The 22,899-nt window shown below is 68.2% G+C and carries 19 protein-coding genes; 10 read left to right on the forward strand and 9 right to left on the reverse strand.

Annotation, left to right across the window (positions count from 1 at the left end):
• Window positions 1–221: 221 nt before the first annotated feature.
• Window positions 222–959, forward strand: coding sequence for a tetratricopeptide repeat protein (locus tag FZ938_RS10535; protein WP_246457842.1), 738 nt, complete (start codon window positions 222–224; stop codon window positions 957–959).
• 22 nt (window positions 960–981) lie between these two features.
• Here FZ938_RS10535 and FZ938_RS10540 read toward each other — a convergent pair whose 3' ends face one another.
• The 9 genes from FZ938_RS10540 to tssA all read right to left on the reverse strand — a co-directional run bounded on the left by FZ938_RS10540 (window position 982) and on the right by tssA (window position 11,675).
• Complete coding sequence (locus FZ938_RS10540; protein ID WP_149198435.1) at window positions 982–2,523, reverse strand: class I SAM-dependent methyltransferase; 1,542 nt, start codon at window positions 2,521–2,523, stop codon at window positions 982–984.
• 43 nt (window positions 2,524–2,566) lie between these two features.
• On the reverse strand, window positions 2,567–3,652 hold the full coding sequence (gene tssG, locus FZ938_RS10545) for a type VI secretion system baseplate subunit TssG (RefSeq protein ID WP_149198436.1): 1,086 nt from the start codon (window positions 3,650–3,652) through the stop codon (window positions 2,567–2,569).
• Window positions 3,616–5,448: a type VI secretion system baseplate subunit TssF gene (tssF, locus tag FZ938_RS10550; protein WP_149198437.1), complete on the reverse strand. Its 1,833-nt coding sequence runs from the start codon at window positions 5,446–5,448 to the stop codon at window positions 3,616–3,618. The genes tssG and tssF overlap by 37 nt, the downstream gene beginning before the upstream one ends.
• Window positions 5,441–5,917, reverse strand: coding sequence for a type VI secretion system baseplate subunit TssE (gene tssE / locus FZ938_RS10555; protein WP_085089694.1), 477 nt, complete (start codon window positions 5,915–5,917; stop codon window positions 5,441–5,443). Before tssE ends, tssF begins: the two co-directional genes overlap by 8 nt.
• A 154-nt stretch (window positions 5,918–6,071) precedes the next feature.
• Window positions 6,072–6,869, reverse strand: a complete 798-nt coding sequence (locus tag FZ938_RS10560) for a type VI secretion system accessory protein TagJ (RefSeq protein ID WP_149198438.1) — start codon at window positions 6,867–6,869, stop codon at window positions 6,072–6,074.
• Window positions 6,870–6,919: 50 nt separating this feature from the next.
• Window positions 6,920–8,482: a type VI secretion system contractile sheath large subunit gene (gene tssC, locus FZ938_RS10565; protein WP_149198439.1), complete on the reverse strand. Its 1,563-nt coding sequence runs from the start codon at window positions 8,480–8,482 to the stop codon at window positions 6,920–6,922.
• A gap of 7 nt (window positions 8,483–8,489) precedes the next feature.
• The gene (gene tssC / locus FZ938_RS10570; protein ID WP_149198440.1) at window positions 8,490–9,983 is read right to left on the reverse strand and encodes a type VI secretion system contractile sheath large subunit; all 1,494 of its coding nucleotides are present in this window, start codon (window positions 9,981–9,983) and stop codon (window positions 8,490–8,492) included.
• A 4-nt stretch (window positions 9,984–9,987) separates the two neighbouring features.
• Window positions 9,988–10,494 (reverse strand): type VI secretion system contractile sheath small subunit, encoded by a 507-nt coding sequence (gene tssB / locus FZ938_RS10575; RefSeq protein WP_149198441.1) that lies wholly within the window; start codon window positions 10,492–10,494, stop codon window positions 9,988–9,990.
• 44 nt (window positions 10,495–10,538) lie between these two features.
• The gene (gene tssA / locus FZ938_RS10580) at window positions 10,539–11,675 is read right to left on the reverse strand and encodes a type VI secretion system protein TssA (protein ID WP_149198442.1); all 1,137 of its coding nucleotides are present in this window, start codon (window positions 11,673–11,675) and stop codon (window positions 10,539–10,541) included.
• A gap of 278 nt (window positions 11,676–11,953) precedes the next feature.
• On the opposite strand from tssA, the gene FZ938_RS10585 reads away from it, so the two are divergent.
• From FZ938_RS10585 to tssK, 9 genes are all read left to right on the forward strand, one after another.
• Window positions 11,954–12,265 carry a hypothetical protein gene (locus FZ938_RS10585; RefSeq protein WP_149198443.1) on the forward strand — a complete coding sequence of 104 codons (312 nt, stop codon included), beginning with the start codon at window positions 11,954–11,956 and terminating at the stop codon, window positions 12,263–12,265.
• Between the two features lie 18 nt (window positions 12,266–12,283).
• Window positions 12,284–12,667, forward strand: a complete 384-nt coding sequence (locus tag FZ938_RS10590; RefSeq protein WP_085089687.1) for a PAAR domain-containing protein — start codon at window positions 12,284–12,286, stop codon at window positions 12,665–12,667.
• Window positions 12,668–12,671: 4 nt separating this feature from the next.
• Window positions 12,672–13,739, forward strand: coding sequence for a class I SAM-dependent methyltransferase (locus tag FZ938_RS10595; RefSeq protein WP_149198444.1), 1,068 nt, complete (start codon window positions 12,672–12,674; stop codon window positions 13,737–13,739).
• Between the two features lie 249 nt (window positions 13,740–13,988).
• Window positions 13,989–16,673: a type VI secretion system ATPase TssH gene (gene tssH, locus FZ938_RS10600; protein ID WP_149198445.1), complete on the forward strand. Its 2,685-nt coding sequence runs from the start codon at window positions 13,989–13,991 to the stop codon at window positions 16,671–16,673.
• Between the two features lie 152 nt (window positions 16,674–16,825).
• Window positions 16,826–17,302 carry an Hcp family type VI secretion system effector gene (locus FZ938_RS10605; protein WP_085089684.1) on the forward strand — a complete coding sequence of 159 codons (477 nt, stop codon included), beginning with the start codon at window positions 16,826–16,828 and terminating at the stop codon, window positions 17,300–17,302.
• A gap of 141 nt (window positions 17,303–17,443) precedes the next feature.
• Window positions 17,444–19,564 carry a type VI secretion system Vgr family protein gene (locus FZ938_RS10610; protein WP_149198446.1) on the forward strand — a complete coding sequence of 707 codons (2,121 nt, stop codon included), beginning with the start codon at window positions 17,444–17,446 and terminating at the stop codon, window positions 19,562–19,564.
• Window positions 19,565–19,628: 64 nt separating this feature from the next.
• On the forward strand, window positions 19,629–20,198 hold the full coding sequence (locus FZ938_RS10615) for a DUF6931 family protein (RefSeq protein ID WP_246457844.1): 570 nt from the start codon (window positions 19,629–19,631) through the stop codon (window positions 20,196–20,198).
• A gap of 4 nt (window positions 20,199–20,202) precedes the next feature.
• Complete coding sequence (locus FZ938_RS10620) at window positions 20,203–21,510, forward strand: type VI secretion system-associated FHA domain protein (RefSeq protein ID WP_149198448.1); 1,308 nt, start codon at window positions 20,203–20,205, stop codon at window positions 21,508–21,510.
• A gap of 54 nt (window positions 21,511–21,564) precedes the next feature.
• The gene (gene tssK / locus FZ938_RS10625; protein WP_109073059.1) at window positions 21,565–22,899 is read left to right on the forward strand and encodes a type VI secretion system baseplate subunit TssK; all 1,335 of its coding nucleotides are present in this window, start codon (window positions 21,565–21,567) and stop codon (window positions 22,897–22,899) included.

Here is a 22,899-nt window from a genome sequence, read left to right on the forward strand (position 1 = left end):
GTTCGGGTATAGCAGGGCACGAACGGATGGTCATCCCTAACCAAAGGCGCCGGCGTGACAATTCCTCGACCGCCGGCTGGAGAGGTTGAACCGGGACCGCCAGCGGGACAGACTCGGGGGGAGGGGACGGTCCACAACGAAGCGGCGAATGGAATAAAGCCGGTTCGCGCGCTGTTCGTGTTGCGGATCCCCAGGGGATAATTGACGAAGGTACCAACGCCATGCCCACGCTTTGGACCCGGATGAGAGCCGAACTGGGCGACAGCGACGCGCAGTACCGGCTGGCGGAGATGCTGCGGACGGCCGATGTCGTCGCCTCCGTCCCCTGGTACCGGCGCGCGGCCCGCCAGGGCCATGTCGCGGCGCAGACCATGCTGGCCTTCCTGCTCGCCAACGGCATCGGCGTGCCGCCCGACCCGCGCCGGGCGGTGTCCTGGTACCGCCGCGCCGCCGCCAAGGGTGATGTCGGGGCGCAGAACAACCTGGGCTTCATGCATGAACATGGCGCCGGCGTGCCGTGCGACCCGGCCAAGGCGGCGCTGTGGTACCGGCTGGCCGCGCTGCAGCATTCGGCCCCCGCCCAGGTCAACCTCGCCCTTCTGCTGCTCGACGGCCGCGGCGTCGACCGCGACGAGGCCGAGGCGGTGCGCTGGCTGCGCGCCGCCGCCGAACAGGGCCACCCCGCCGCCCAGTACCGCCTGGGCCTGTGCCTGCGCGAGGGGGTGGGCATCGAACGTGACGCCGCCGAAGCCGCCCTGTGGCTGCAGGCCGCGGCCGCCGCCGGTGACCGCGAAGCGCTGGTGGCGTTGGCCGAACTGCGCCAGACCGTCGTGCCGGCCTGGGCCGGTGGCGCGGAGGAAAGCGGCGCGGAGGATGAGGACGAGGCGATCGAATGGCGGCATCAGGCGGAACGGCGTCCCATGCAGGACGCCCGTGCCGGAGCGATGCCGCCGGGCTGACGCCCGTCCCGACCGGTTCCTGTCATTCGATCACGCCCAGCTTGCGCCAGACCGGCAGGCTGTTGCGCAGGCACCAGTCCATGCTGTCGGCGATGGCCTTCCGGCTGGCGTCGTCGGCATTCTCCGGCGCGGCCAGCCGGCGCATCGCGTGGCCGACCAGCGCATCCAGCGTCTCCGGCACGCCTTCGCAGAGGCCGTCATAGAGCAGCGCCTCCATCGTGCTGACATGCAGGCCGGCCCCGCCGACCGAGGCGGCGAAGGCGCTGCTCTTGCGCCCCTCGCTGGTGGCGAGTTCGTTGGCGGCGGCGCGGTTGTGGGCCAGCACGCCCGGCAGCGGCGTCACGGTCTCGGGCGGGTTCGGCACCGGGATCGCCTGGTTGGAGCCGGTCAGCATGCCGGCGATCTCCACCGCCGACAGGTTGCCGCCGGCCCGCCGCACCTCCGGCAGGTCGATCAGTTCGGCGATGCGGCGCGGGCCGTCGGCCAGCACGTCGAAGATCGGCTCGTAATGCTTGGCCTCCAGCGTCGCCTCGCCCAGCGGCACCTGGATGGTGGTGCGGGCATCGGCGCGCGGGATGGTCAGCGCCATCGCCATGTCCATCAGCATCGCGTCGCGCTTGGCCACGCTGATGCGCCGGGCGCCGCGCACGAAGACGTCGCGGCGGAAGGGCCGGCCGACGCAATAATCCTTGAAGGTCTCGCGCAGGCTGGGCACGCCGATGGTGTCGAGCGCCTTGCGCTGGTCGGGCGTCAGGGCGAGGTCCGGGTAGTTCTCGAACAGGGTGGCCGAACCGGCATAGGTCAACTTCGCCTCGCCCAGTTCGCGCGCGACATCCACATGGTAGAGCGGCTGCCAGCTGCCGTTCAGATACTCGTGCGCCAGATAGACCGACTGGTCGGTGGCGCTCTGCGTCTTGGTCTCGCCGCGCAGCTTTCCGAACATCGCCTCGTCGCCCAGGATCTTGGCCCCGGCCTTGTAGAGCTGTTCGGCGAAGTCGAGCCCCGCCTTGACCTGCCGGTCGCTGCGCTCGTGGACCAGCCCGGAATACTCGTAGAGCAGCCGCTGCAGCGGCATCATCGGCGCCCAGCCCGGCATGGCGTTGTAGCTGACATAGACCAGCCCGCCCGGCTTCAGCTTCTTCGCCAGGAAGCGCGCGATGGCGCCTCGGTTCATCGGGCTGACCCAGCTGTAGACGCCGTGCAGCGTGACGAAGTCGAACTCCGGCAGCTCCGGCCCCTCGCCGTCGGCCATCTCGGCGAAGCTCGCCTCATGGAAGCTGATGTTGGTCAGGCCGGCCGCCTCTGCGGCATCGCGGGCGCGGGCGATATGGGCGGGGTGAAAGTCCACCGCATGGAACCGCCCCTGCGGGTTGGCCGCCGCGAACAGCGCCACCGTCGTGCCGTGGCCGCAGCCGAGTTCGCAATAGTCGAACCCGTTGGCCGTGGATGGCGGAGCGATGCCGTTGATCAGGCAGCTCAGCGTCAGATGCGCCGGCCCCTGTTCACGGTAGAAGCCCGGCAGATATTCGATGTCCGACACATAGCCGGCGCTCCAGTCGCTCATTGGGTCCTCGTCGTTCTAAGGCGGGGCGTCGCAACGGCGCGCCTCACAAATCCTGCATCGGAAACACCGCGTCCTTGCGCTCGACCGGGCTCGGCGCATGCAGCACCCAGCCGTTCCAGCCCAGCCGCGTGGCGTCGCGGTCGTCCTCCCCGGCGGCCAGCCGGGCGCCCGGCACCTCCGGCGCCTGCAACGTTACCTGAAGCTCGAAATCCAGCTCCGGCCCGACATACATGCGCACTAGATCCCGCAGCTTCCGGAACTCGCGGCCTTCCGGCATGAAATCGCGGAACTGGTCATGGTTCAGCGGGCCGATACGCAGGCGGAACTTGCCCTGGACGTCCCAGGCGCGGTCGCCGGCCAACGCGTCGATGCCCAGCCGGCAATGCCGGCCCTCCGGTTCGGCCAGCGTCGGCAACCGGGTCTGCCCGTCCGCAGCGATGGGCAGCCAGCCGCCGACGAAGCTCTCCACCATCACCGGCCGGCCGAGGAAATCCGACAGCATCTCCTGCAGATCGACGGCCGAGCGGGTCCCGCGCGACAGCAGCCCGGAATAGTGCAGGAGCGTCTCGTCCTCCACCACCAGCCGCTTGGTTAGCGACGGCTGGCCGATGCCGACGAAGCTGGACAGCGTGGTGCTGACCGGATCGGGCTCGCGCGAGCCTTGCCCCCGCTCGAAGGACACCGGCAGCCGGTATTTGGCCCAGGCGCGGTAGAACAGCGAAAAGCTGCGGTGATGGAAGACGTCGAAGAAGTCGCGCAGGGACCGGTTCCGCTCGCGCAAGCTGCGGATCATGATCTCGGTGTAGTGCTGCGGCAGCACGCCCAGCGGCCCGACCAGCCCGAGGAAGGCGCCGACCACCGTCGGCGGCCGTCCGTTCTGGCCCGGCTCCGCCCCCGCCACCTGATTGCCGGGGAAGGTCAGCGAGGTTTCGGCGCGCAGGCGCACCACCTCCTCGCGCGGGTCATGGTCATGGCCCACGGCGTGGCGGCGGGCGTTGCGCGGGTCGCGCGCATCGCGCCGGGCCTGCCATTCCAGCACCCGCACCGCCTGGAAGAAGTCGAAGCGGTGGGGGGTGCGGAACAGCCGGTCGATCACAGAAGCGGGCGGTTGCCGGCGCGGGCGGGCCATGTGCGGAGCACTCCGGTGCGGCCCTTGACCGTAGCGGTCAGCCGCGTGAAGGAATTGATCGAGCAGTACAGCCCCAGGAAATGGTCGAGGATCATCGCCAGCAGGAACATGCCGCTGCCGCTGAAGCGCTGCGGGTCGAATTCGATACCGACATCGATGCCGCGGCAGATGGCGTCGCCCCAGGCGACGTCGCCCGGCCGCGATGGCGCCCGCGCAGTGCCGCGCTTGGTCGTCACCTTGACGAGGCCGTCGGCGATGCCGCGTGTCTCGGCCGAATCGCGGAAGTCATAGAGCCGCAGGATCTCGCGCAACGCCTCCGTCCCCTCCGCCCCGCCGGAGATCGACAGGTGGTTGAGCAGCAGGTGGGAGACGAGACGCCAGCGGTGCCCCTTGCGTTCGGCGATGCGCAAGGTGGGCGTCGGCGGCGTCAGGCAGGCGACACCGGCGACTGCCGCCATCCCCTCCATCAGCTTCAGGTGCGGATGGCCGCCACCATAGGGCAGCTGCGACGGCAGATCGCGGTTCAGGCAGGTCGTCTCGACCGACAGCACCGATTCCGCCGGGCTGGACGGGTCGAAATCGAGATCGACCAGGGCCAGATGCACCTCCGTTCCCGGATCGCGACCGCCGGCCGGGCGGCGGCTGGCGGTGAAATAGGTGCGGCTGACCGCCTCCACCCCGCCATGGCGCAGGCCGTAGAAGGGCAGGAAGCGCCGCTGCTTGCCGTCGGGATCGGTGGCCAGCACGCTGTCGACCGAATAGACCTCCAGCGCGCCGGGGCGGCGGGCGTCGGGCACCACCCGGTGCTCGTGCTGGGTCTGGGTCAGCGCCACCGGCTCCGCCCGCTGGCGGAACAGGTTGACCACCGGGGTACAGCCCAGGGCGAAATTGTCCTTCGACACCGCGCGTTCCATGTCGCCGTCGGTGCTGTTCAGATAGATGAAAATCTCCAGCGTGTTGCCGGCACGGCGCAGCACCTTCGGCGAGATGTTCAGGTCGAAGAACAGGAACTTCTCGGGAAAGGCGAAATATTCGGTCAGCAGCCGGTAGCCGCCATGGGAACGGGCGGGGTAGGGCAGCATGCCCTCCTCGTCGCCGAAACCGACCGGGCGGATGGCGTCGGGGCCGAGGATCACCGCGTTCGGGTCATGCGGATCGTCGGCCAGCGCCACCGAGACGGCGTTGTTGAAGATCAGTTCATGCAGGGCATAGACCTGCTGCGGCTGGCCGCGCAGGAAGAAGCGCAGGGTTTCCGGACCCAACTCGGTGAAGGTCATCTCCGGCACGCGGCAGCGCAGGGTCAGCCGCAACGCCGCCACCGCGTCGCCCGCCCGCGGGTTGGGCGGCGCCACCAGCGGCCGGCCGCTCAGAACCGCCTGATCCAGATCGACCGGCCACAGCGTCGCCGGGTAGACGGTGCGGAAGCGGCAGGTCTCGCCGCGCAACGCCTCGGTCTCCAACTCCGTCCCCTTCGGCACGGTGTGGGCGCCGGTCAGGTCGGGGCTGCTCCGCATCTGCACCACCGCCATCGACGGGATCGGCGCCAGGTAATGCGGATAGAGCACGTCGAGCAGCGTGTCGACCAGCTCCGGATATTCGTCGTCCAGCTTGCGGCTGATGCGGGCGTTGAGGAAGGCGACGCCCTCCAGCAGCCGGGCGACATGCGGATCCTCCACCGCGTCGGCGCTGAGCCGCAGCCGGCCGGCGATCTTCGGATGCGCCTCCGAGAACTCCGCCGCCATGCGGCGCAGATAGGTCAGCTCGCGGTTGTAGTATGGGAGGAGTTCGTCAGCCACGGGCCTTGCTCGTCACGGTGACCATGTTGGAGGTGGGATCGACCACCGAATCGAAGACCATCGGCTCGGGCGCCGGATCGGCATGGATCAGCGCCTCGATCCGGAAGCGCAGCGTGCGGTCGGCCGGGTCGCTGTTCTCGACCATGCTCACCGCCAGTTGGGCGAAGCGCGGCTCCCACCGCCGGATCGCCGCCTCGATCTGCGCCACCACCTCGCGCCGGCGGGATTCGGTGCCGACATTCTCGACCAACAGGTCGTGGCAGCCATAGCCGAGGATCGAGTCTGCCAGCTCCGTCAGGTCGTCCGGCCAGCCCAGCACCCGCCGCCGGGTGTTCAGCAGGTTCTCCAGGTCGCGCCGGATCGCCGCCCGCAGGTCCGCCACGGTGTGCGGCCGCGGCGCCATGTGCTCCGGCGTGTCGTCGAGCAGACGGTCCAGGACGGACAGGGTGATGGACTGGTTGCGATCCATGAGGTGGCTTTCGGAAGGTGCTTAAGTACTTACCCCCACCCTGACCCTCCCCCGCTGGGTGGGGGAGGGGACAGCTGCTGATGCGGGAGAGCGGCGGCAGTCCCTCCCCCGCCCAGCGGGGGAGGTTAGGTGGGGGCACCTGACTTGAGCTTCCTCACACCGCCCCCGAAAACTCCAGCGTGCCCAGCTGCATCATCGGCACCGCCTCTTCCCCCACCAGGAAGCAGCGCTGACCCTGTCCACGCACCGGCGCGTCCTCCGACCATTCCGTCACCCGGCCCAGCTTCACCGCGGCGTCGGCATCGGCGGGCGCGCCGCCGTACAGCGCCGGCAGATAGACCTCGCCGTCCGGGCCGCCGCGCACCACCATGTGGGCCGGGCGCCACAGCAGGTCGCGCGGCCGTTCGGGCGCGCGGAACTCGACCAGTTCCACCGTCTCGGTGGCGATCCAGAAATACTTGCCGGTGCTGGTGAAGACCTCGAAGAAGCCGCCGGCCAGATCGTCCAGGTCGCGGAAATCCTCGAACGGCGTGCCGTCATGGCTGCCGGACACCGGCGGGCGCATTTCCTCCGCCTGGGCCAGCTTCGCCACCGCGTCGGCGGTGTCACCGGCCCGGAGCGCCACCAGCGCCTCCAGATGCAGGCGCAGATGGTCGGCCGGCTGGTCGATGAACTCCGGCACCCGGCCGTCGGCGAACAGCTGGCCCCGTGCCTGCTCGGCGCGCACCAGCTGGCGGAACAGCGCCATGGTGACGGCGACCTGCGGCTCCTGCGTGCCGATGGTGTCGAGCTGCAGGTCGGCGCGCTCCAGGTTGCCGGCGAAGCTCAGCAGCTCGGCCAGGAAGACGCGGCGGTCGAGATCGGTCGGCTTCTTCTTGATCTCGCCGTTCAGCGCGGTGATCGCCTCGTCGAGGCGGCCCGCCTGGAACAGCTGGGCTGCGGTTTCGCTCATGATCGGTTTCTCCCCTGGATGGAACGCCTGACCTCGCCGTTGTCGCCGGGTCACGCCGCTCCGCCGGTTTGGGCCAGCTCCGTCACCAGCTTGAAGGTCGAGAAGACCTGATCGAGCTGGAAGTGCGGCCGTAGATGGATGACACATTGATAGTTGCCGGGCTTGCCCGGAATGGCGCGGACCTGGATGCTGCCCTCGCGCAAGGGATAGCGCGCCTTCTGGTCCAGGCTGGCATCGTCGTTGCCCAGGCAATAGCCGTGCAGCCAGCTCTGCAGGTCGCGCTCGCATTCCTCCGGCGTGACGAAGGCGCCGACGCGGTCGCGCACCATCACCTTCAGGAAATGGGCGAAGCGCGCCACGCAGAACATGTAGCGCATCATGGCCGACAGCCGGGCGTTGGCGGTCGCCGTCATGTTGGTGTACTGCCCGACCCGCTGGACCGACTGGTTGCCGTAGAAGACCAGATAGGGCGTGTCCTTGCAGCGGCTGACCGGGATGAAGCCCAGATCGTCCAGATCCCGTTCCAGCTGGTCGGAGATCGAGACCTCGACCGAGAATTTCTGTGCCACCTTGGTGGCGTCGGTGGCGAAATCCGGCACCACCAGTTCGGTCACCAGCCCACCGCCGACCACGTCGCGCTGGGCGCCGCGGATGTCGGCGAACCAGCCGTGATGCAGGAAGGAGCGGATCAGCACGGTGCCGAAGGCGTATACCGCGTTGCCCCAGCAATGGTCCTCCAGCCGCATACCGCCGGCAACTCCACCGGCCCCGCCGAGGGATTCTTCGCGGTAGCGGAAGCCGTGGCGGGCCTGCGGATCGTCGCCATAGGGTTCGCGCATCAGCACGCGCGGCAACGCCACGCCGATGAAGCGCGAATCCTCCGTCTCCTGGAAGCGGTGCCAGCGCTGGTATTCCGTCTGCCGCAGCACCGATTTCAGGTCCAGCGGCAGGCCAAGCTCGTGGAAGGTCTCCAGCCCGAACAGCTCCGGCGCGGCCCCGACGATGGCCGGGGCGAAAGCCGCCGCGGCGACCTGGGCCAGCCCCTTCAAGCCGGACACGTCGTCGGTCGGCCGTTCCTTGGTCGGGCGGTGCTGTACCGCATAGTCGCACAGCAGCACGCCGAACGGACGGCCGCCGGGCATGCCGAATTCATCGCTGTAGACCTTGTTGAACAGCTGGCTTTGGTCGAACTCGATGGCGCGTTCCTGGTCACGGCACAGTTCGGCCCAGGTCAGGTTCAGCAGCCGCAGCACCACCGTCTCGGCGGTCTGCGCCTGCTTCACCAGCGTCCGCACTCCGCGCCACGACGCCTCCAGCGATTGGAAACGCTTGTGGTGCAGGATGGCGTTGACCTGCTCGGACAGCAGCGCGTCGATGGCCGCGATGTCGCGGTCGAGCGCGGCGCGCAGCGTGTCCAGGCTGTCGTAGACGGGAAGGGTGATCCCGAACCACAGCCGAAGCGCCTCGCCCGGCCCTTTCGCCGCCAGAAAGGCGTCGAGCAGGCCGGGGTCGTCGCGGCCGATCGCCATGTCGACCGCCCGCAGACGCAACGGCCGTTCAAGGACCGTCGCCTCCGCGTCGTCGGCATGAAATTCAGCCGCTGCCTCGCTCATGCGGCTATCAGCCGGCCTGCGGGATGCGGGCGACCATGCGCATGGAGGTGGTCAGTTCCTCCATCTGCAGCCACGGGCGCATCCAGGCGACGGCGTTGTAGGAGCCGGGCTTGCCCGGGATCTCCTTCACCTGCACCTTGGCTTCGGCCAGCGGGTACTTCGCCTTCATCTCCTGGCCCGCGGCTTCGTTGCCGTTGACGTAGTTCAGGATCCAGCGGTTCAGCCACGCCTCGCAGTCGCTCGCCTCCATGAAGGAGCCGATCTTGTCGCGCGCCATGATCTTCAGGTAATGGGCGAAACGCGAGGTCGCCATGATGTAGGGCAGGCGGGCGGAGATCGCGGCGTTCGCGGTCGCCTCCGGCCGGTCGTACTTCTTGGGCTTCTGCGTGGTCTGGGCGCCGAAGAAGACGGCGTAGTCCTGGTTCTTGTAGTGGCAGAGCGGCAGGAAGCCCAGCTTCGACAGCTCGGCCTCGCGGCGGTCGGTGATGCCGATCTCGGTCGGGCACTTGGCGTCGCTGTCGCCGTCGTCGGAGGTGAAAGTGTGGAAGGGCAGGTTCTCCACCTTGCCGCCGCCTTCGGCGCCGCGGATGGCCGTGCACCAGCCATACTGCGAGAAGGCGTTGGTCAGGCGCTGGCCCATCGCGTAGGACGCGTTCATCCAGCAATAGTCATTGTGCTCCATCGGCCGGGCGATACCGCCCTCGTAGGGAGCCTCTTCGTACTCGAACTCTTCGATCGGCTTGGTGTTGGCACCGTAGGGCATACGGGCCAGCACGCGCGGCATCGTCAGCGTGACGAAGCGGCTGTCGTCGCTCTCACGGAAGCTGCGCCACTTGGTGTATTCGACGCTGTCGAAGATCTTCTCGAGGTCGCGCGGCTTCGACAGCTCGGTCATGTCCTCGAAGCCGAACAGCTTGGGGCTGGCGGCGGAGATGAAGGGCGCAAAGGCTGCGGCGGCGACGTTGGAGACGCCGGTCAGCAGCTCCATGTCGTCGGGGTGGTTGGTGAACTCGTAATCGCCGATCAGGGCGCCGTACGGCTCGCCGCCGGCCATGCCGAACTCGTTCTCGTAGATCTTCTTGAACAGCTGGCTCTGATCGAACTCGACCGCCTTGGAGATGTCCTTGTACAGGTCCTTCTTCGGGCAGTTCATGACGCGGATCTTGAGATTGCTCCCCGTCTCCGAATTCATGACCAGATAGCTCAGGCCGCGCCACGATCCTTCCAGCTTCTGGAATTTCTCGTGGTGCATGATGGCGTTGAGCTGCTTGCTGATCTTGGCGTCGATCGCGGCGATCGCCTTGTTGATCGTCTGGCCCAGGTTCTTGTTGAAGGTGACCGTGCCGGCCAGCGCTTCCTGGGTCAGGGTGCGCAGCAGCTCCTGCGCGCGATCCGGCTCGGTCTGCTTGGTCGCGGCGATGGCCTGGTCGAGGATCGAGAGGCCGGTACCTTCGGCGACCGCGCCGGCGGCGGCAGCGCCCTGGGTCTGAGCGTCGCTCATGGGATCAGCCCTCCTTCGTCTCGGAGCCGAGCTCGCCGCTCAGCGCCTTCAGCTCGTCGGTGTTCTGCAGCACGCGCTCCAGCAGCCCTTCCAGCTCTTCCGAGCGGTCGGCCTTGCTCAGCAGGTCGCGCAGCTGGTTGCGGGTCTCCAGCAACTTGCGCAGAGGCTCGACCTGCTGGACGACGCGGCCCGGCTCGAAATCCTCCATCGACTTGAAGGCGAGATCGACCGACAGCTGGGTGCCGTCGTCGGCCAGAGTGTTGTCGACCTTCATCTTCAGGCCGGGCGTCATGCGGGCCATGACGTCGTTGAAGTTGTCGCGGTCGATCTGAATGAACTTGCGGTCCTTCAGCGGCTTCAGCGGCTCGGTCGGATCGCCCGAGAAGTCGCCGAGGACGCCCACGACGAAGGGCAGCTCCTTGACGACGGTCGCGCCTTCGGTCTCGACGTCGTAGGTGATGTGGACGCGGGGCTTGCGCACGCGATCCAGCTTCTGGTGGATACTCGCCATGTGATCGGACCTCCCTGCTCACGCCGTAGGATAGGCGATGATCGTCAATACCCGGATTGCTCTGCCGGCGGCGGCGCCTTGGCGCCGGAAGCGATGAAGAACTGCCGCCGCGTTTCCTCGTCGGTGATGAGTTCCTGCAAAAGCTCCTGCAGCGACATGCGGCCGCGGCGCACCACCTCCTCCAGCGTGTAGGAGATGGGGGAATGGGGTTCCGTCTTGCGGAAGAAATCGGCGACCTGCAAGAGGACCTTGAAGGCCTCCTCGCGCGTTGTCACAGCCCCGCTGGCCTGGACCTTGGCCGTCGCGGCCACCGCCCCGCCGCCGGTCGCCACCAGTTCGGTCGATCCCGAAGGGCTGTCGGCCGCCGCCGGATCGTCGCCGGACAGGGTCGCCAAACGGTCGCGCGCGGCATAGTTCACCGCGTCCAGCGCCGCCGTCAGCACGTTGCGGATGTTGCCGGCGGGCGGCGAATCGTAGCCGGCCTTGTCGTAAAGGATCTTGCCCAGCGCCTCGAACTCGTCGATGGCGCCCTGGATGTCCTCGACCAGCGTCTTGAACTCCGGCGCCGGCGTCTCGCGCACGCTCTGCTCGAACTGCTCCCAGGTGACGGCGCCGTTGTCGATTCGCGCCTGTCGGCGCGCCTCGTCGGTGATCTTCGCCAGCTCGATGGCCTGCTCGTACTGCCAAAGCGAATAGGGGATGTCCCCCATCGTCAGCGGCACCTTGCGGATCGGCTGGATCAGCGTGCCGTCGGCCGATTCGCCGTTCAGGCCGGTCAGCGGCCCGACGCGTGTGGCGATGCCGTCCTCGTCCGGCGCGGGATACAGACCGTCCCAGAACCGCTCCACCAGGCCGCGGGCCAGCGCGAAGCCGTCACGCAGTCCGGCATAGCCCTCCGCCCGCAGCAGCGCCTCGATGAACCAGGCGGTGACCTCCAGGTCCTTCGCCTGGGTGCGCAGGATTCTGGGGCTGACCTCCAGGATGGTGCGCCATTCGGGCAGCAGCCCGCCGGCGTCGTCCTCCACATCCATGGAACGTTCCGCGGCGCGGGCGGCGCTGCGCGCATCCTTCACCGTGTAGTAGTCGGCCGAGGCATTCTCGCGCAGGTCGATTCCGGATTCGGAATCACCCTCGATCGGCTGCAAAAGCTCTTCAATGTCGAAAATTTGCGGTGACGCCATGTAAGGAGAACACCCTTTCCGCATTCATATGAAGGAAGCGATAGTCGACCGCCGACTCTCCCGCGAATTTGGGAGCAAGCGTTCGAGCCGCAAAATTGATAGCGTTACTTACAACGGTTCGACAAGGCTATTCGTCATGGCAGGCCTGGACGAACGAAATATTGCAGATGCGTAACAAATTAGCCGGTGGGCTACCCAGACAAGCTTGACGAAACGCAATTGCGGATGAATGCTGCCGGTCTGACGTCGGAACGAAGCCCCTCGGGATGCCTTTTGCGATGACTCCTGGCGCCAACCCGTACAACCCGCAAGACATGGCCATAGGCCCGCCGGTCGATGTGGCCGTGACGGTCGAGACCGCCATGCCCGTGCTGGTGGAGAAGCGCGACGCCTCCGGCCGGCTGCTGGCACGGGTCGGCATCGCCGCGGGGATGCTGGAGGGGCCTTGCTTTTTCTATGCGGAGGATGGCGAGACGGTGGTTTCCCGGATGATGTTCCGCGCCGGCCGCCCGCTTCTGCCGCAACCGCCGGGCGTCCCGTCGCCCTTCCTGTCCGGCAGCCCGGTGGCTGCCGGCGAATCGCTTTTCTGACCGGCCGGAGTCACCAGGATGCCGCCCGCCGCCCGCCTCGGCGACCTGATCAAGCAGGACACGCCGCACTGCCACGCACCGATCCACCCGCCGGCCCCGGTGCCGGCGCCGGCACCCCATCCGGGCCTGCCGCTGGCGATCATCCTGGGCAGTCCGACGGTGCTGATCGGCAAGATGCCGGCGGCGCGGCTGACGGACATCTCCGCCCCCTGCGTTCTGCCCGGCTGCATTCCCGCCGGTCCCGGCATGATCTCGCAAGGGTCCGGCACTGTTCTCATCAACAGCCTGCCGGCTGCCCGGATCAACGACATGACCGCACACACCAGCTGCGTCGCCCCGATCCCCGCACCGGTCGGCAAGGTGCTGCCGCCCGGCTGCCCCACCGTCATCATCGGCGGCTGACCGCATGCGCCTCGGCCATTTCGAGAGCCTGCGCCCGGTCTGCCCGCGCTGCCTCGCCACCGGCGGAGCCGCGGTGCCGCTGGTGCTGGGCATGGTGGAGGAGGCGACGGCGGAGGATGTGCGCTGGGGCACTCTGGTGTGCGGCGACGCCGCCTGCGCCATGGAATATCCCATCGTCGACGGGGTTCCGATCCTGGTTCCCGACCTGCGCGGCTGGATGGCCGCCAACGGTCATCTGCTGACCACGCGCACCGACCTGCCGGCGGCGATGGAGGGTGTGCTGGGCGACGGCTTCGGCCCCGACAGCGCCTTCAACGCCACGCGCCAGCACCTGTCCAGCTATGGCTGGGACCATTACGGCGACCTCGACCCCGAGACGCCGCCGGGCGAGGCGGGGTCGGTGGTGCGCTGTCTCGACGCCGGGCTGGATCGGCTGGGTGCGCTGCCGGCCGGTCCGGTGCTGGATCTTGGCTGCGGCGCCGGACGGACCAGCTTCGAACTGGCGGAACGGACCGGCGGTCTCGTGGTCGGGCTCGACCTGCACTGGCCGCTGCTGATGCTGGCGCGGCGGGTGATGGAACGGGGGGAGGCGGTCTTTCCGCTGCGCCGCTCCGGCATCGCCTATGACCGCCGGCGGATCGAGGCCCGGTTCACTGGGGCGGAGCGGGTCGATTTCTGGATCGGCGATGCGATGTTCCCGCCCTTCCCGCCACGGCGATTCGCCCTGGTCGCGGCGATGAACGTTCTGGACTGCGTGGCCTCGCCGCCGGCGCTTCTGCGTGCGATCGACGGGGCGGCGGCGGACGGCGGCGGCGCGATTCTGGCGACGCCCTTCGACTGGTCGACGCAGGCGACTCCGGTGGAGGCCTGGCTCGGCGGCCATTCCCAGCGCGGCGACGATGCCGGCCGCTGCGAAGCGGTGCTGGCCCGGCTGCTGACGCCGGGGGCCCATCCGCAATCGGTCGGGCGGCTGCACGCCGAAGGAGAAGCCCTGGACATGCCATGGACCGTCCGCATGCATGACCGCGCATGCATGCAATATCTTGCGCATATCGTCATGTTGCGGACGTGAAACGGGCAAGTCGCGGAGTGACAATCCGTCTGCTGCGAGGTATCGCAGTGGATTTTTCCAAATGGCTTGGCCACAGTTCGACTTGCAGCCGCAGGATGAACCACCCGGATGGGGGCCAGCCGGATTTTTGAGGTCGAGCGGTTCCGGTTCCCGATGCGCGCCGCGCGGCGCCGATCGGCGGGGCCGGCCGCGGAAGGTCCGAAGGGCCTTCGGTTGGAACGATAAGGGTCACACGAAGGGGGTGGAGCTATGGTGGCGGTCGATCTGCAGAGCATGATTTCCCGGCTGAATCCTCTGTGCCGGCGGGCGCTGGAGGCGGCGGCCGGACAGACGCTGTCGCGTACGCATTACAATTGCGAGATCGAGCACTGGCTGCTCCAGCTGATCGGTGCCGCGGACGGCGACATCTCCGCCATCCTGCGCGTCTATGAGATCGACGCCGGCCGGCTGTCGGCCGACCTGACGCGGGTGCTGGACAAGCTGAAGACCGGCAACAGCCGCGCCCCTGCGCTGTCGCCCAACCTCGTCCAGCTGATGCGCGAGGCGTGGGTGCTGGCCTCCCTGCAGTATGGCGAGGGGGCGGTGCGCTCCGGCCATCTGCTGGCCGCCCTGCTGTCCGACGAATCGCTGTCGGCCCAGGCGCGCGACATGTCCGGCCAGTTCGCCAAGATCACCGCGGATGTGCTGCGCCGCGACCTTCCCAAGATCGTCGCCGACACGGCCGAGGCGCGCACCAGTGCACCGGTCGCCGCCGCCGGTGGTGCTGCCGGCGGGGCCGCCGCCGCGCCGAAGGTGGGCGGAGCGACCCCTAACCTCGACCAGTACACCATCGACCTGACCGACCGCGCCAAGAACGGCAAGATCGATCCGGTGCTGGGCCGCGACGCCGAGATCCGCCAGATCATCGACGTGCTGACCCGCCGCCGCCAGAACAACCCGATCCTGACCGGCGAGGCCGGTGTCGGCAAGACGGCGGTGGTGGAGGGCTTCGCGCTGCGCATCGCCGCCGGCGACGTGCCGCCGGACCTGCGCAACGTCCGCCTGCTGTCGCTCGACCTCGGCCTGCTGCAGGCCGGCGCCGGCATGAAGGGCGAGTTCGAAAACCGGCTGAAGGGCGTCATCGACGAGGTGAAGGGCTCCAGCCAGCCCATCATCATGTTCATCGACGAGGCGCACACCCTGATCGGCGCCGGCGGGCAGGCGGGCCAGAACGACGCCGCCAACCTGCTGAAGCCCGCCCTGGCGCGCGGCGAGATGCGCACCATCGCCGCCACCACCTGGGCCGAGTACAAGAAGTATTTCGAGAAGGACCCGGCGCTGACCCGCCGCTTCCAGGTGGTGAAGGTGGAGGAGCCGGCGGAACCGGTCGCCGTCGACATGATGCGCGGCCTGACCGCCACGCTGGAGAAGCACCACAAGGTCCGCATCGTGACCGAAGGGCTGATCGAATCGGTCCGCCTGTCCAGCCGCTACATCCCGGCGCGCCAGTTGCCCGACAAGGCGGTCAGCCTGCTCGACACCGCCTGCGCCCGCGTGGCGATGAGCCAGACCGCGACCCCGCCCGCCATCGAGGACCGCCGCCGCACCATCCAGCTGACCGAGACCGAGGTCGCGATCCTGGAGCGCGAGGAGGCCATCGGCATCGACCATGCCGAACTGCTTGCCGCGCTGAAGGACAAGATCGCCGCCACCCAGGCCGACCTTGAGGCGCTGGAAGCCCGCTGGACCAAGGAACTGGAGCTGGTCAAGGCGATCAACGAGACGCGCGACCAGCTGGTTGCCGCGCACGAGCAGGCCAAGGCGCCGGCCGCGGAGGGCGCGGCTCCCGCCGAGCCGCTCGACGCTGAGGCGCTGAACGCCAAGCTGAGCGCGCTGACCGCCGAGCTGACCGCGCTGCAGGGCGAGGATCCGCTGGTCAAGGTCGCGGTGGACGGGCAGGCGGTGGCCGAGGTGGTCGCCAACTGGACCGGCGTGCCGGTCGGCCGCATGGTCTCCAACGAGATCAAGACCATCCTGTCGCTGGCCGACCGCATGAAGGAGCGGATCATCGGCCAGGACCACGCGCTGGACGCCATCGCCCAGGCGATGTGGACCAGCCGGGCCAAGCTGACCGACCCGCGCAAGCCGATCGGCGTCTTCCTGATGGTCGGCACGTCGGGCGTCGGCAAGACCGAGACGGCGCTGACCCTGGCCGACCTGATCTATGGCGGCGAGCAGAACGTCACCACCATCAACATGACCGAGTACAAGGAGGAGCATAAGGTCTCCCTGCTGCTCGGTTCGCCTCCCGGCTATGTCGGCTTCGGCGAGGGCGGCGTCCTGACCGAGGCGGTGCGCCGCCGGCCCTACAGCGTCGTGCTGCTGGACGAGCTGGAAAAGGCCCATCCCGGCGTGCAGGACATCTTCTTCCAGGTGTTCGACAAGGGCACGATCAAGGACGGCGAAGGCCGCGACATCGACTTCAAGAACACCGTCATCATCATGACGTCGAACGCCGGCACCGACCTGATCCACAAGCTGTGCGCCGATCCGGAGACCGCGCCGGACGCCGACGGACTGCTGGAGGCGCTGCATCCGGAACTGCAGAAGAGCTTCAAGCCGGCCTTCCTCGGCCGCTGCACGGTCATCCCCTACTTCCAGCTGTCCGACGAGAATCTGTCGAAGATCGTGGTCCTGCAGTTGAACCGCATCGCCAAGCGGGTGGTGCAGAACTACAAGGCCGCCTTCTCCTACTCCGACGATCTGGTGCAGAGCATCGTCAGCCGCTGCCAGGAAGTGTCGAGCGGTGCCCGCAACATCGAGACCATCCTGAGCCGCACGCTGCTGCCGGAAATCTCGTCCCGCATCCTCGCCCGCATGGGCGACGGCGAACCGATCACCCGCGTCCACGTCTCGGTCGATGGCGAAGACCGCTTCGTCTACGACATCGCCTGATACGCAATGACGCGGGAGGGCCGGGGCGGGAGCGTGAAAAAAAAACCGGGCGGTGATGCCCGTCACAGCACCCGCCTCAATTCTTTCGTAACCATACTGCACAGATCAAGCTTACCCGTTAAGACCGACCTTCAAAGAGCGAGGAGACCAACATGGCGATCTACATCAAGTACGAAGGCATCGACGGCGAGGCCACCCACGAGACCCACAAGAAGTGGCTGGACGTCGGTTCGCTGCAGTGGGGCGTCGGCCGCGCCATCAGCACCCCGTCGGGTTCGACCGCCAACCGCGAGGCCTCGGAGCCGTCGGTGTCGGAAGTGACCATCACCAAGCTGATGGACAGCTCCTCGCCGAAGTTCTTCGTCGAATCCTGCACCGGCGCCATCGGCAAGAAGGTGCAGATCCACCTCGTCACCACCGGCAGCCCGGGCAACACCTATGCCGAGTACACCCTGACCAACGCCCTGGTCTCGGCCTACTCGATGTCGTCGGGCGGCGACCGTCCGTCGGAGTCGATCTCCATCAGCTTCACCAAGATGGAGTACAAGTTCATCCCGTACGACGACAAGAACAAGGCCGGCACGCCGATCTCGGTCTCCTACGACCTGTCGACGACCAAGAGCGCCTAAGTTCGCCTGCGCTTGCCCCCCCGACCCTCCCCCGCTTCGCAGGGGAGGGAGAGATTCCCTCCCCCGCCCAGCGGGGGAGGGTTAGGGTGGGGGCAAGACCTTCCTCGAGCATTGCTTCCCAACACATAGGACCAAGCCCGCATGTCGGATGCGCCCACCATCTCGCAGACCGGCCGGCTTCTGTCGCTGACCTCGCCGTTGGGCGCGGACGTGCTGATCCCGGTGGCCGTCGAGGGGGAGGAAGGGCTGTCGCGCCTGTTCCGCTACACCATCACGCTGATCTCTCCGCGGATGACGATCGCGCCGGCCGACATCCTGGGAAAGTCGCTGACGCTGTCCATCGCGCGCAAGGGCGGCGATCCCCGCATCGTCAACGGCATCGTCAGCAGCTTTTCCGCCGGGCCGCTGGCCCTGCGCGGCTACCGCCAATACACCGCCGAGATCGTGCCGACCCTGTGGCTGGCCACGCTGCGCTCCGACTGCCAGGTCTTCCAGGAGAAGACCGTCGTGCAGATCGTCGACGCCATGCTGTCCGACTGCGGCGTCACCGAGGTGAAGAAGCAGGGGCTGTCCGGCACCCACAACGCCCGGCCGGTCTGCGTCCAGTACCGCGAGACGCACTTCGATTTCATCGCCCGCCTGCTGCAGGACGAGGGCATCTATTTCTATTTCCAGCACGAGGCCGGCAAGCACACGCTGGTGCTGAGCGACAGCGCGTCCGGCTACACCGATTGCCTGGACAAGGATGTCATCCACGCCGCCTCGGTGCAGGGCAACACGCTGGCCATCGACGGCTGGGCGCATTCGCAATCCTACGTGTCCGGCAAATGGACGCTGAAGGACTATAATTTCGAGACGCCCAGCACCGACCTGACCGCCAGCACCACGACGGTGCTCAGCGTTCCCGCCTTCAAGTCGCACGAGATGTTCGGCTACCCCGGCGGCCATATGGTGAAGGCCGACGGCACCACCCTGTCGCGCCTGCGCATGGAGGAGACTGAGACCGGATACGAGCGGGTGGAGGGCAGCGCCACCTACCGCGGCCTGTTCGCCGGCGGCAAGATCTCGATGACCGGCCATGCGGTGACGGCGGAGGTCGGCAAGGGCTATGTCCTGACCGATCTGGCGCTGAGCGCCCAGGACCAGAGCCATCTGGGCAACGGCGGCGTTCCGCCCTCCTTCTCCTGCCGCTTCGCCGCGATCCCCGACGCCACCGTGTTCCGTCCGCCGCCGGTGCCGCGCCCGCGCACCCATGGGCCTGACACCGCGACCGTGGTCGGCCCCAGCGGCGAGGAGATCTACTGCGACAAGTACGGCCGGGTGCGGGTGCAGTTCCATTGGGACCGTAAGGGCACCAACGACGAGAAGAGCTTCGTCTGGCTGCGCGTCGCCCAGACCATGGCCGGCAAGAACTGGGGCACCATCTTCACGCCGCGCGTTGGCATGGAGGTGCTGGTCGATTACATCGGCGGCGATCCCGACCGGCCCCTGATCGTCGGCTGCGTCTACAACGCGGAGAACATGCCGCCCTACACGCTGCCCGACAACAAGACGCAGAGCGGAATCAAGACGCGCTCCAGCAAGGGCGGCGACACGGCCACCTTCAACGAGCTGCGTTTCGAGGACAAGAAGGACGCGGAGGAGATCTACTTCCACGCCCAAAAGGACTTCACCCGGATGGTGGAGAACGACGACAAGCTGACCGTCGATCACGACCAGACCATCACCATCAAGAACAATCGCACCGAAACGGTGTCGGAAGGCAACGAGTCGGTCACCATCGCCAAGGGCAACCGCAGCGTCACCGTGTCGGAAGGCAACGACAGCCACGAGGTGTCGACCGGCAACCAGTCCCTGACGGTGGGGGAAGGCAACCGGACAGTCACCGTCAGCAAGGGCAACGACACCCACACGGTCAGCAAGGGCAACCGGACGGTGGAGGTCGGGCAGGGCAACGACAGCCTCACCGTCGGCCAGGGCAACATGGCGATCGACGTGAAGCAGGGCGACTATGCGCTGAAGCTCGGGCTGGGCGACGTGTCGGTGAAGGCCAGCACCGGCAAGATCACCATGGAGGCCACGACCTCGATCGAGCTGAAGGTCGGCGGCAACAGCGTCAAGATCGACCAGACCGGCGTCACCGTCAAAGGCCTGATGGTCAAGGTCACCGGCGACAGCCAGGTGCAGATCAAGGGTGCGATGACGCAGGTGAACGGCGACGCGATGGTCCAGGTCAAGGGCGGCGTGGTAACCATCAATTGACGAAACACCGTCCAGAGTGGGGCGGTCTTCACAAGCGGGGTTTGGGACGGTGGACATCGGGTTGTTGCCGAAGTTGCGCTTCGCCCGTGCGGCCGAAGCGGTCGCGGGGCTGGACCTGTCGGCGGAGGCGAAGGCGCTGTTCGCGCCGAACGCCCCGACATCCGCCTACCTGAAGGCGCTGATCGACGCCGAGCTGTATGCGGACGCCATTCGCCTGCTGGGTATCGCGCTGCCGCGGCGCGAGGCGGTGTGGTGGGGCTGTCTGGCCGCCCGCGGCGCGCTTCCTGCCGAGCCGGCGCCTGCCGACGGGGCCGCGCTGGAGGCGGCGGAGGCCTGGGTCTTCCGCCCGACGGAGGAGAACCGCCGCGCCTGCTTCGCCCCGGCCGAGGCGATGAATTTCGAGACGGCCTGCGCCAATGCCGCCATGGCGGCCTTCTGGTCCGGCGGCAGCCTCGCCCCGCCCGACGCGGCGGTGGTGGTGCCGCCGGGCGACGGGCTGACCGGCACCGCCGCCGCCGCCGCGGTGCTGCTCGCCGCCGCTGCGGTCCCGAAGGAGATCAAGGCCCGTCACCACGCGTCGCTGGCCCAGGCACTGGACATCGCCAATGGCGGCAGCGGCAAGGTGGGAGGGTGATCGGATGAAACTTCGCCTGACCCTGATCCAATGCCCGCCGTCGCAGGGCGCCGACATCGCCCGCGACCTCGGCACCGGCCGGCTGGTGATCGGCCGCGGTCCCGATTGCGACTGGATACTGAACGATCCGGAACGGACGCTGTCCAAGATCCACTGCATGGTGGAGTTCAAGGGCGGCGTCTACATCGTCATCGACAGCTCGACCAACGGCGTCTTCCTCAACGACGCGCCGGCTCCGATCGGCCGCGGCAACTCCGCCGTGGTGGGGGAGGGCGACCGGCTGCGCCTGGGCGGCTTCGTCATGCGCGCCGGCTTCGCCGCGGAGGAGGCGCCGGCCGCCAACGATCCCTTCCTGGCGGTGCTGCGCGGCTCAGACACCCCGGCGCAGGCGGCGCAGGCGGCGGAGGACGACCCCTTCGCCGTGTCGGCCTTCAACAGCGGCGCCGTTCCGGTGATGCCGATCCCGGAGGACGAGGACCTGTTCGGCGACCTGCCGCGTGCCGACGACCGATGGAGCGGCAAGCCGTCCGGCGGTTGGCAGCCGACGGCTGCTGTGGCGCAGCCCGACGCCTACGGCCGCGATGCCGACTGGGCCGGTGCGGCCCAGCGCGATTTCTCGCCGGACAGCCTCGGCACCATCCGCGTGGAGCCCGAACGACTCGCCTTCGATCAGGGAAGCGGCAGCGCCGCCGGCGGACAGTCGATCCCCGACGACTGGCTGGACGATCCGGTCGATCTGCCGCCGGCCCAGCCGTCGCCGCTCCCCGCGGCGCCGGTCTCGCCCCCGCCACCGCCCCTTGCAATGCCCCCGCAATCCCTGGCGGACGGCCTTCCGCCCGAGGACTGGGCGGACGATCCGCTGGTGCCGCCCGCCTTCGGCGCGCGCCCGGCGCCCTCGGCGCCGCCGGCCGCTGGCACCGGTCCTGAATCCAGCTTCGCATCCGCCTTCGCATCGGGCGCCGGTTCCGACCCTCTGGCCCGCGCGCTGGCCGATGTGGTGCTGTCGCTGGTTCGGCGGCAGGCGGCGCTGGAATCGCTGCTCGGCCTCGATCCGGAGGACACGCTGACGCAGGGGAACTCGCCCCTGCTCCGTGCGGCGGATGCCGACGATGCACTGAGCCGGCTGCGCGCCTTGCCGCCGGGCGAGGCGGAGGCACTGCTGCAGTCGGCTGCGGCGGACGGCGCCGCCCACCAGTCGGCCCTGCTGGCGGCGGTGCGCGAGCTGACGGGCGAGACGGCCGACGGCGGCACCCGGCTGGCGGCGCTCTACCGCCGGCTCCTGCCGATCCACCGCCACGCGCTTGGCGGCTGACGGCGGAGGACGACCCATGACGACGACCACCAGCCTGCAAGAGGGAAAGCGCCCATGAGTTGGGACGACAAGGTCATCTGGTCCGAAGGCATGTTCCTGCGGGCGCAGCATTTCCAGCAGCAGGACCGCTATGTCGAACGGCTGGTGCGCGGCCGGGTGGCGGGCCTGCGTCCCTTCGCCTGGGGCATCAGCGAACTGACGATCAACCGCGAGCTTCTGGCCGTCGGCAAGTTCGCCGTGCTGCGCTGCAAGGGTATCCTGGAGGATGGGACGCCGATCAACATCCCCGACGACGACGATCCGCCGCCGCCGCTCGACCTGCCGGAGACGCTGGCGAACAGCATCGTCTATCTGGCGCTGCCGGTGCGCCAGCGCGGCGGCGTCGAGTTCGAGGTGGGCGAGAGCGCCGACGCCGCCACCCGTTATGTCGGCGAGGAGACCGAAACGGTCGACGCCATCGCCGGGTCTGCCAGCGTGTCGCGCATCCGCACCGGGCGGCTGCGCCTGCGCTACCGGCTGGAACGGCAGGAGCGCGCCGGCTACCATTGCCTCGGCCTCGCCCGCATCCAGGAGGTCCGGTCGGATCGCCGGGCCACGCTCGACGAGCGCTACATTCCGCCGGCCCTGAACGTCCAGGCGCTGGCCCCTTTGGCCGGCTACGTAACCGAGATCCAGGGCCTGTTGAACAGCCGGTCGGAGGCGCTGGCCGCCCGCGTCGCCGGGTCCAACGGGCGCGGCGCCGGCGAAATGGCCGATTTCCTGATGCTTCAGGTCGCCAACCGCTCCGAACCGCTGTTCGCCAACATCGCCCGCATGCCCGACATCCATCCGGAACGGCTGCACGGCATGATGCTGTCGCTGGCCGGCGAACTGGCCACTTTCACCGCGGTCAACAAGCGGCCACCCGCGTTCCCGCCCTACCGGCACGACGACCTGCAGGCGACGATGGAGCCGGTGATGGCGGAGATCCGCCGGTCGCTCAGCGCGGTGCTGGAACAGACCGCCATTCCAATCGACCTGCTGGAACGCAAATACGGCATCCGCGTCGGCACCATCGCCGACCGCTCGCTCATCACCACGGCCACCTTCGTGCTGGCGGTGCGGGCGGACATGCCGGGCGAGGCGCTGCGCCGCAATTTCCCGGCGCTGGTCAAGATCGGTCCGGTCGAACAAATCCGCGAGCTGGTCAATGTCCAGTTGCCCGGCATCCGAGTAAGACCGCTGCCCGTCGCACCCCGGCAACTGCCCTATCATGCCGGGGCGGTGTATTTCGAACTCGAACGCGGTAGCCCGATTTGGAAACAGCTTGCAACGTCGGGCGGAATCGCGGTTCATCTAGCGGGTGACTTCCCCCAAGTGGCGATGGAGCTTTGGGCGATCCGTGGCTGA

This window comes from Azospirillum oryzae (assembly GCF_008364795.1).
Taxonomy (GTDB): Bacteria; Pseudomonadota; Alphaproteobacteria; order Azospirillales; family Azospirillaceae; genus Azospirillum; species Azospirillum oryzae.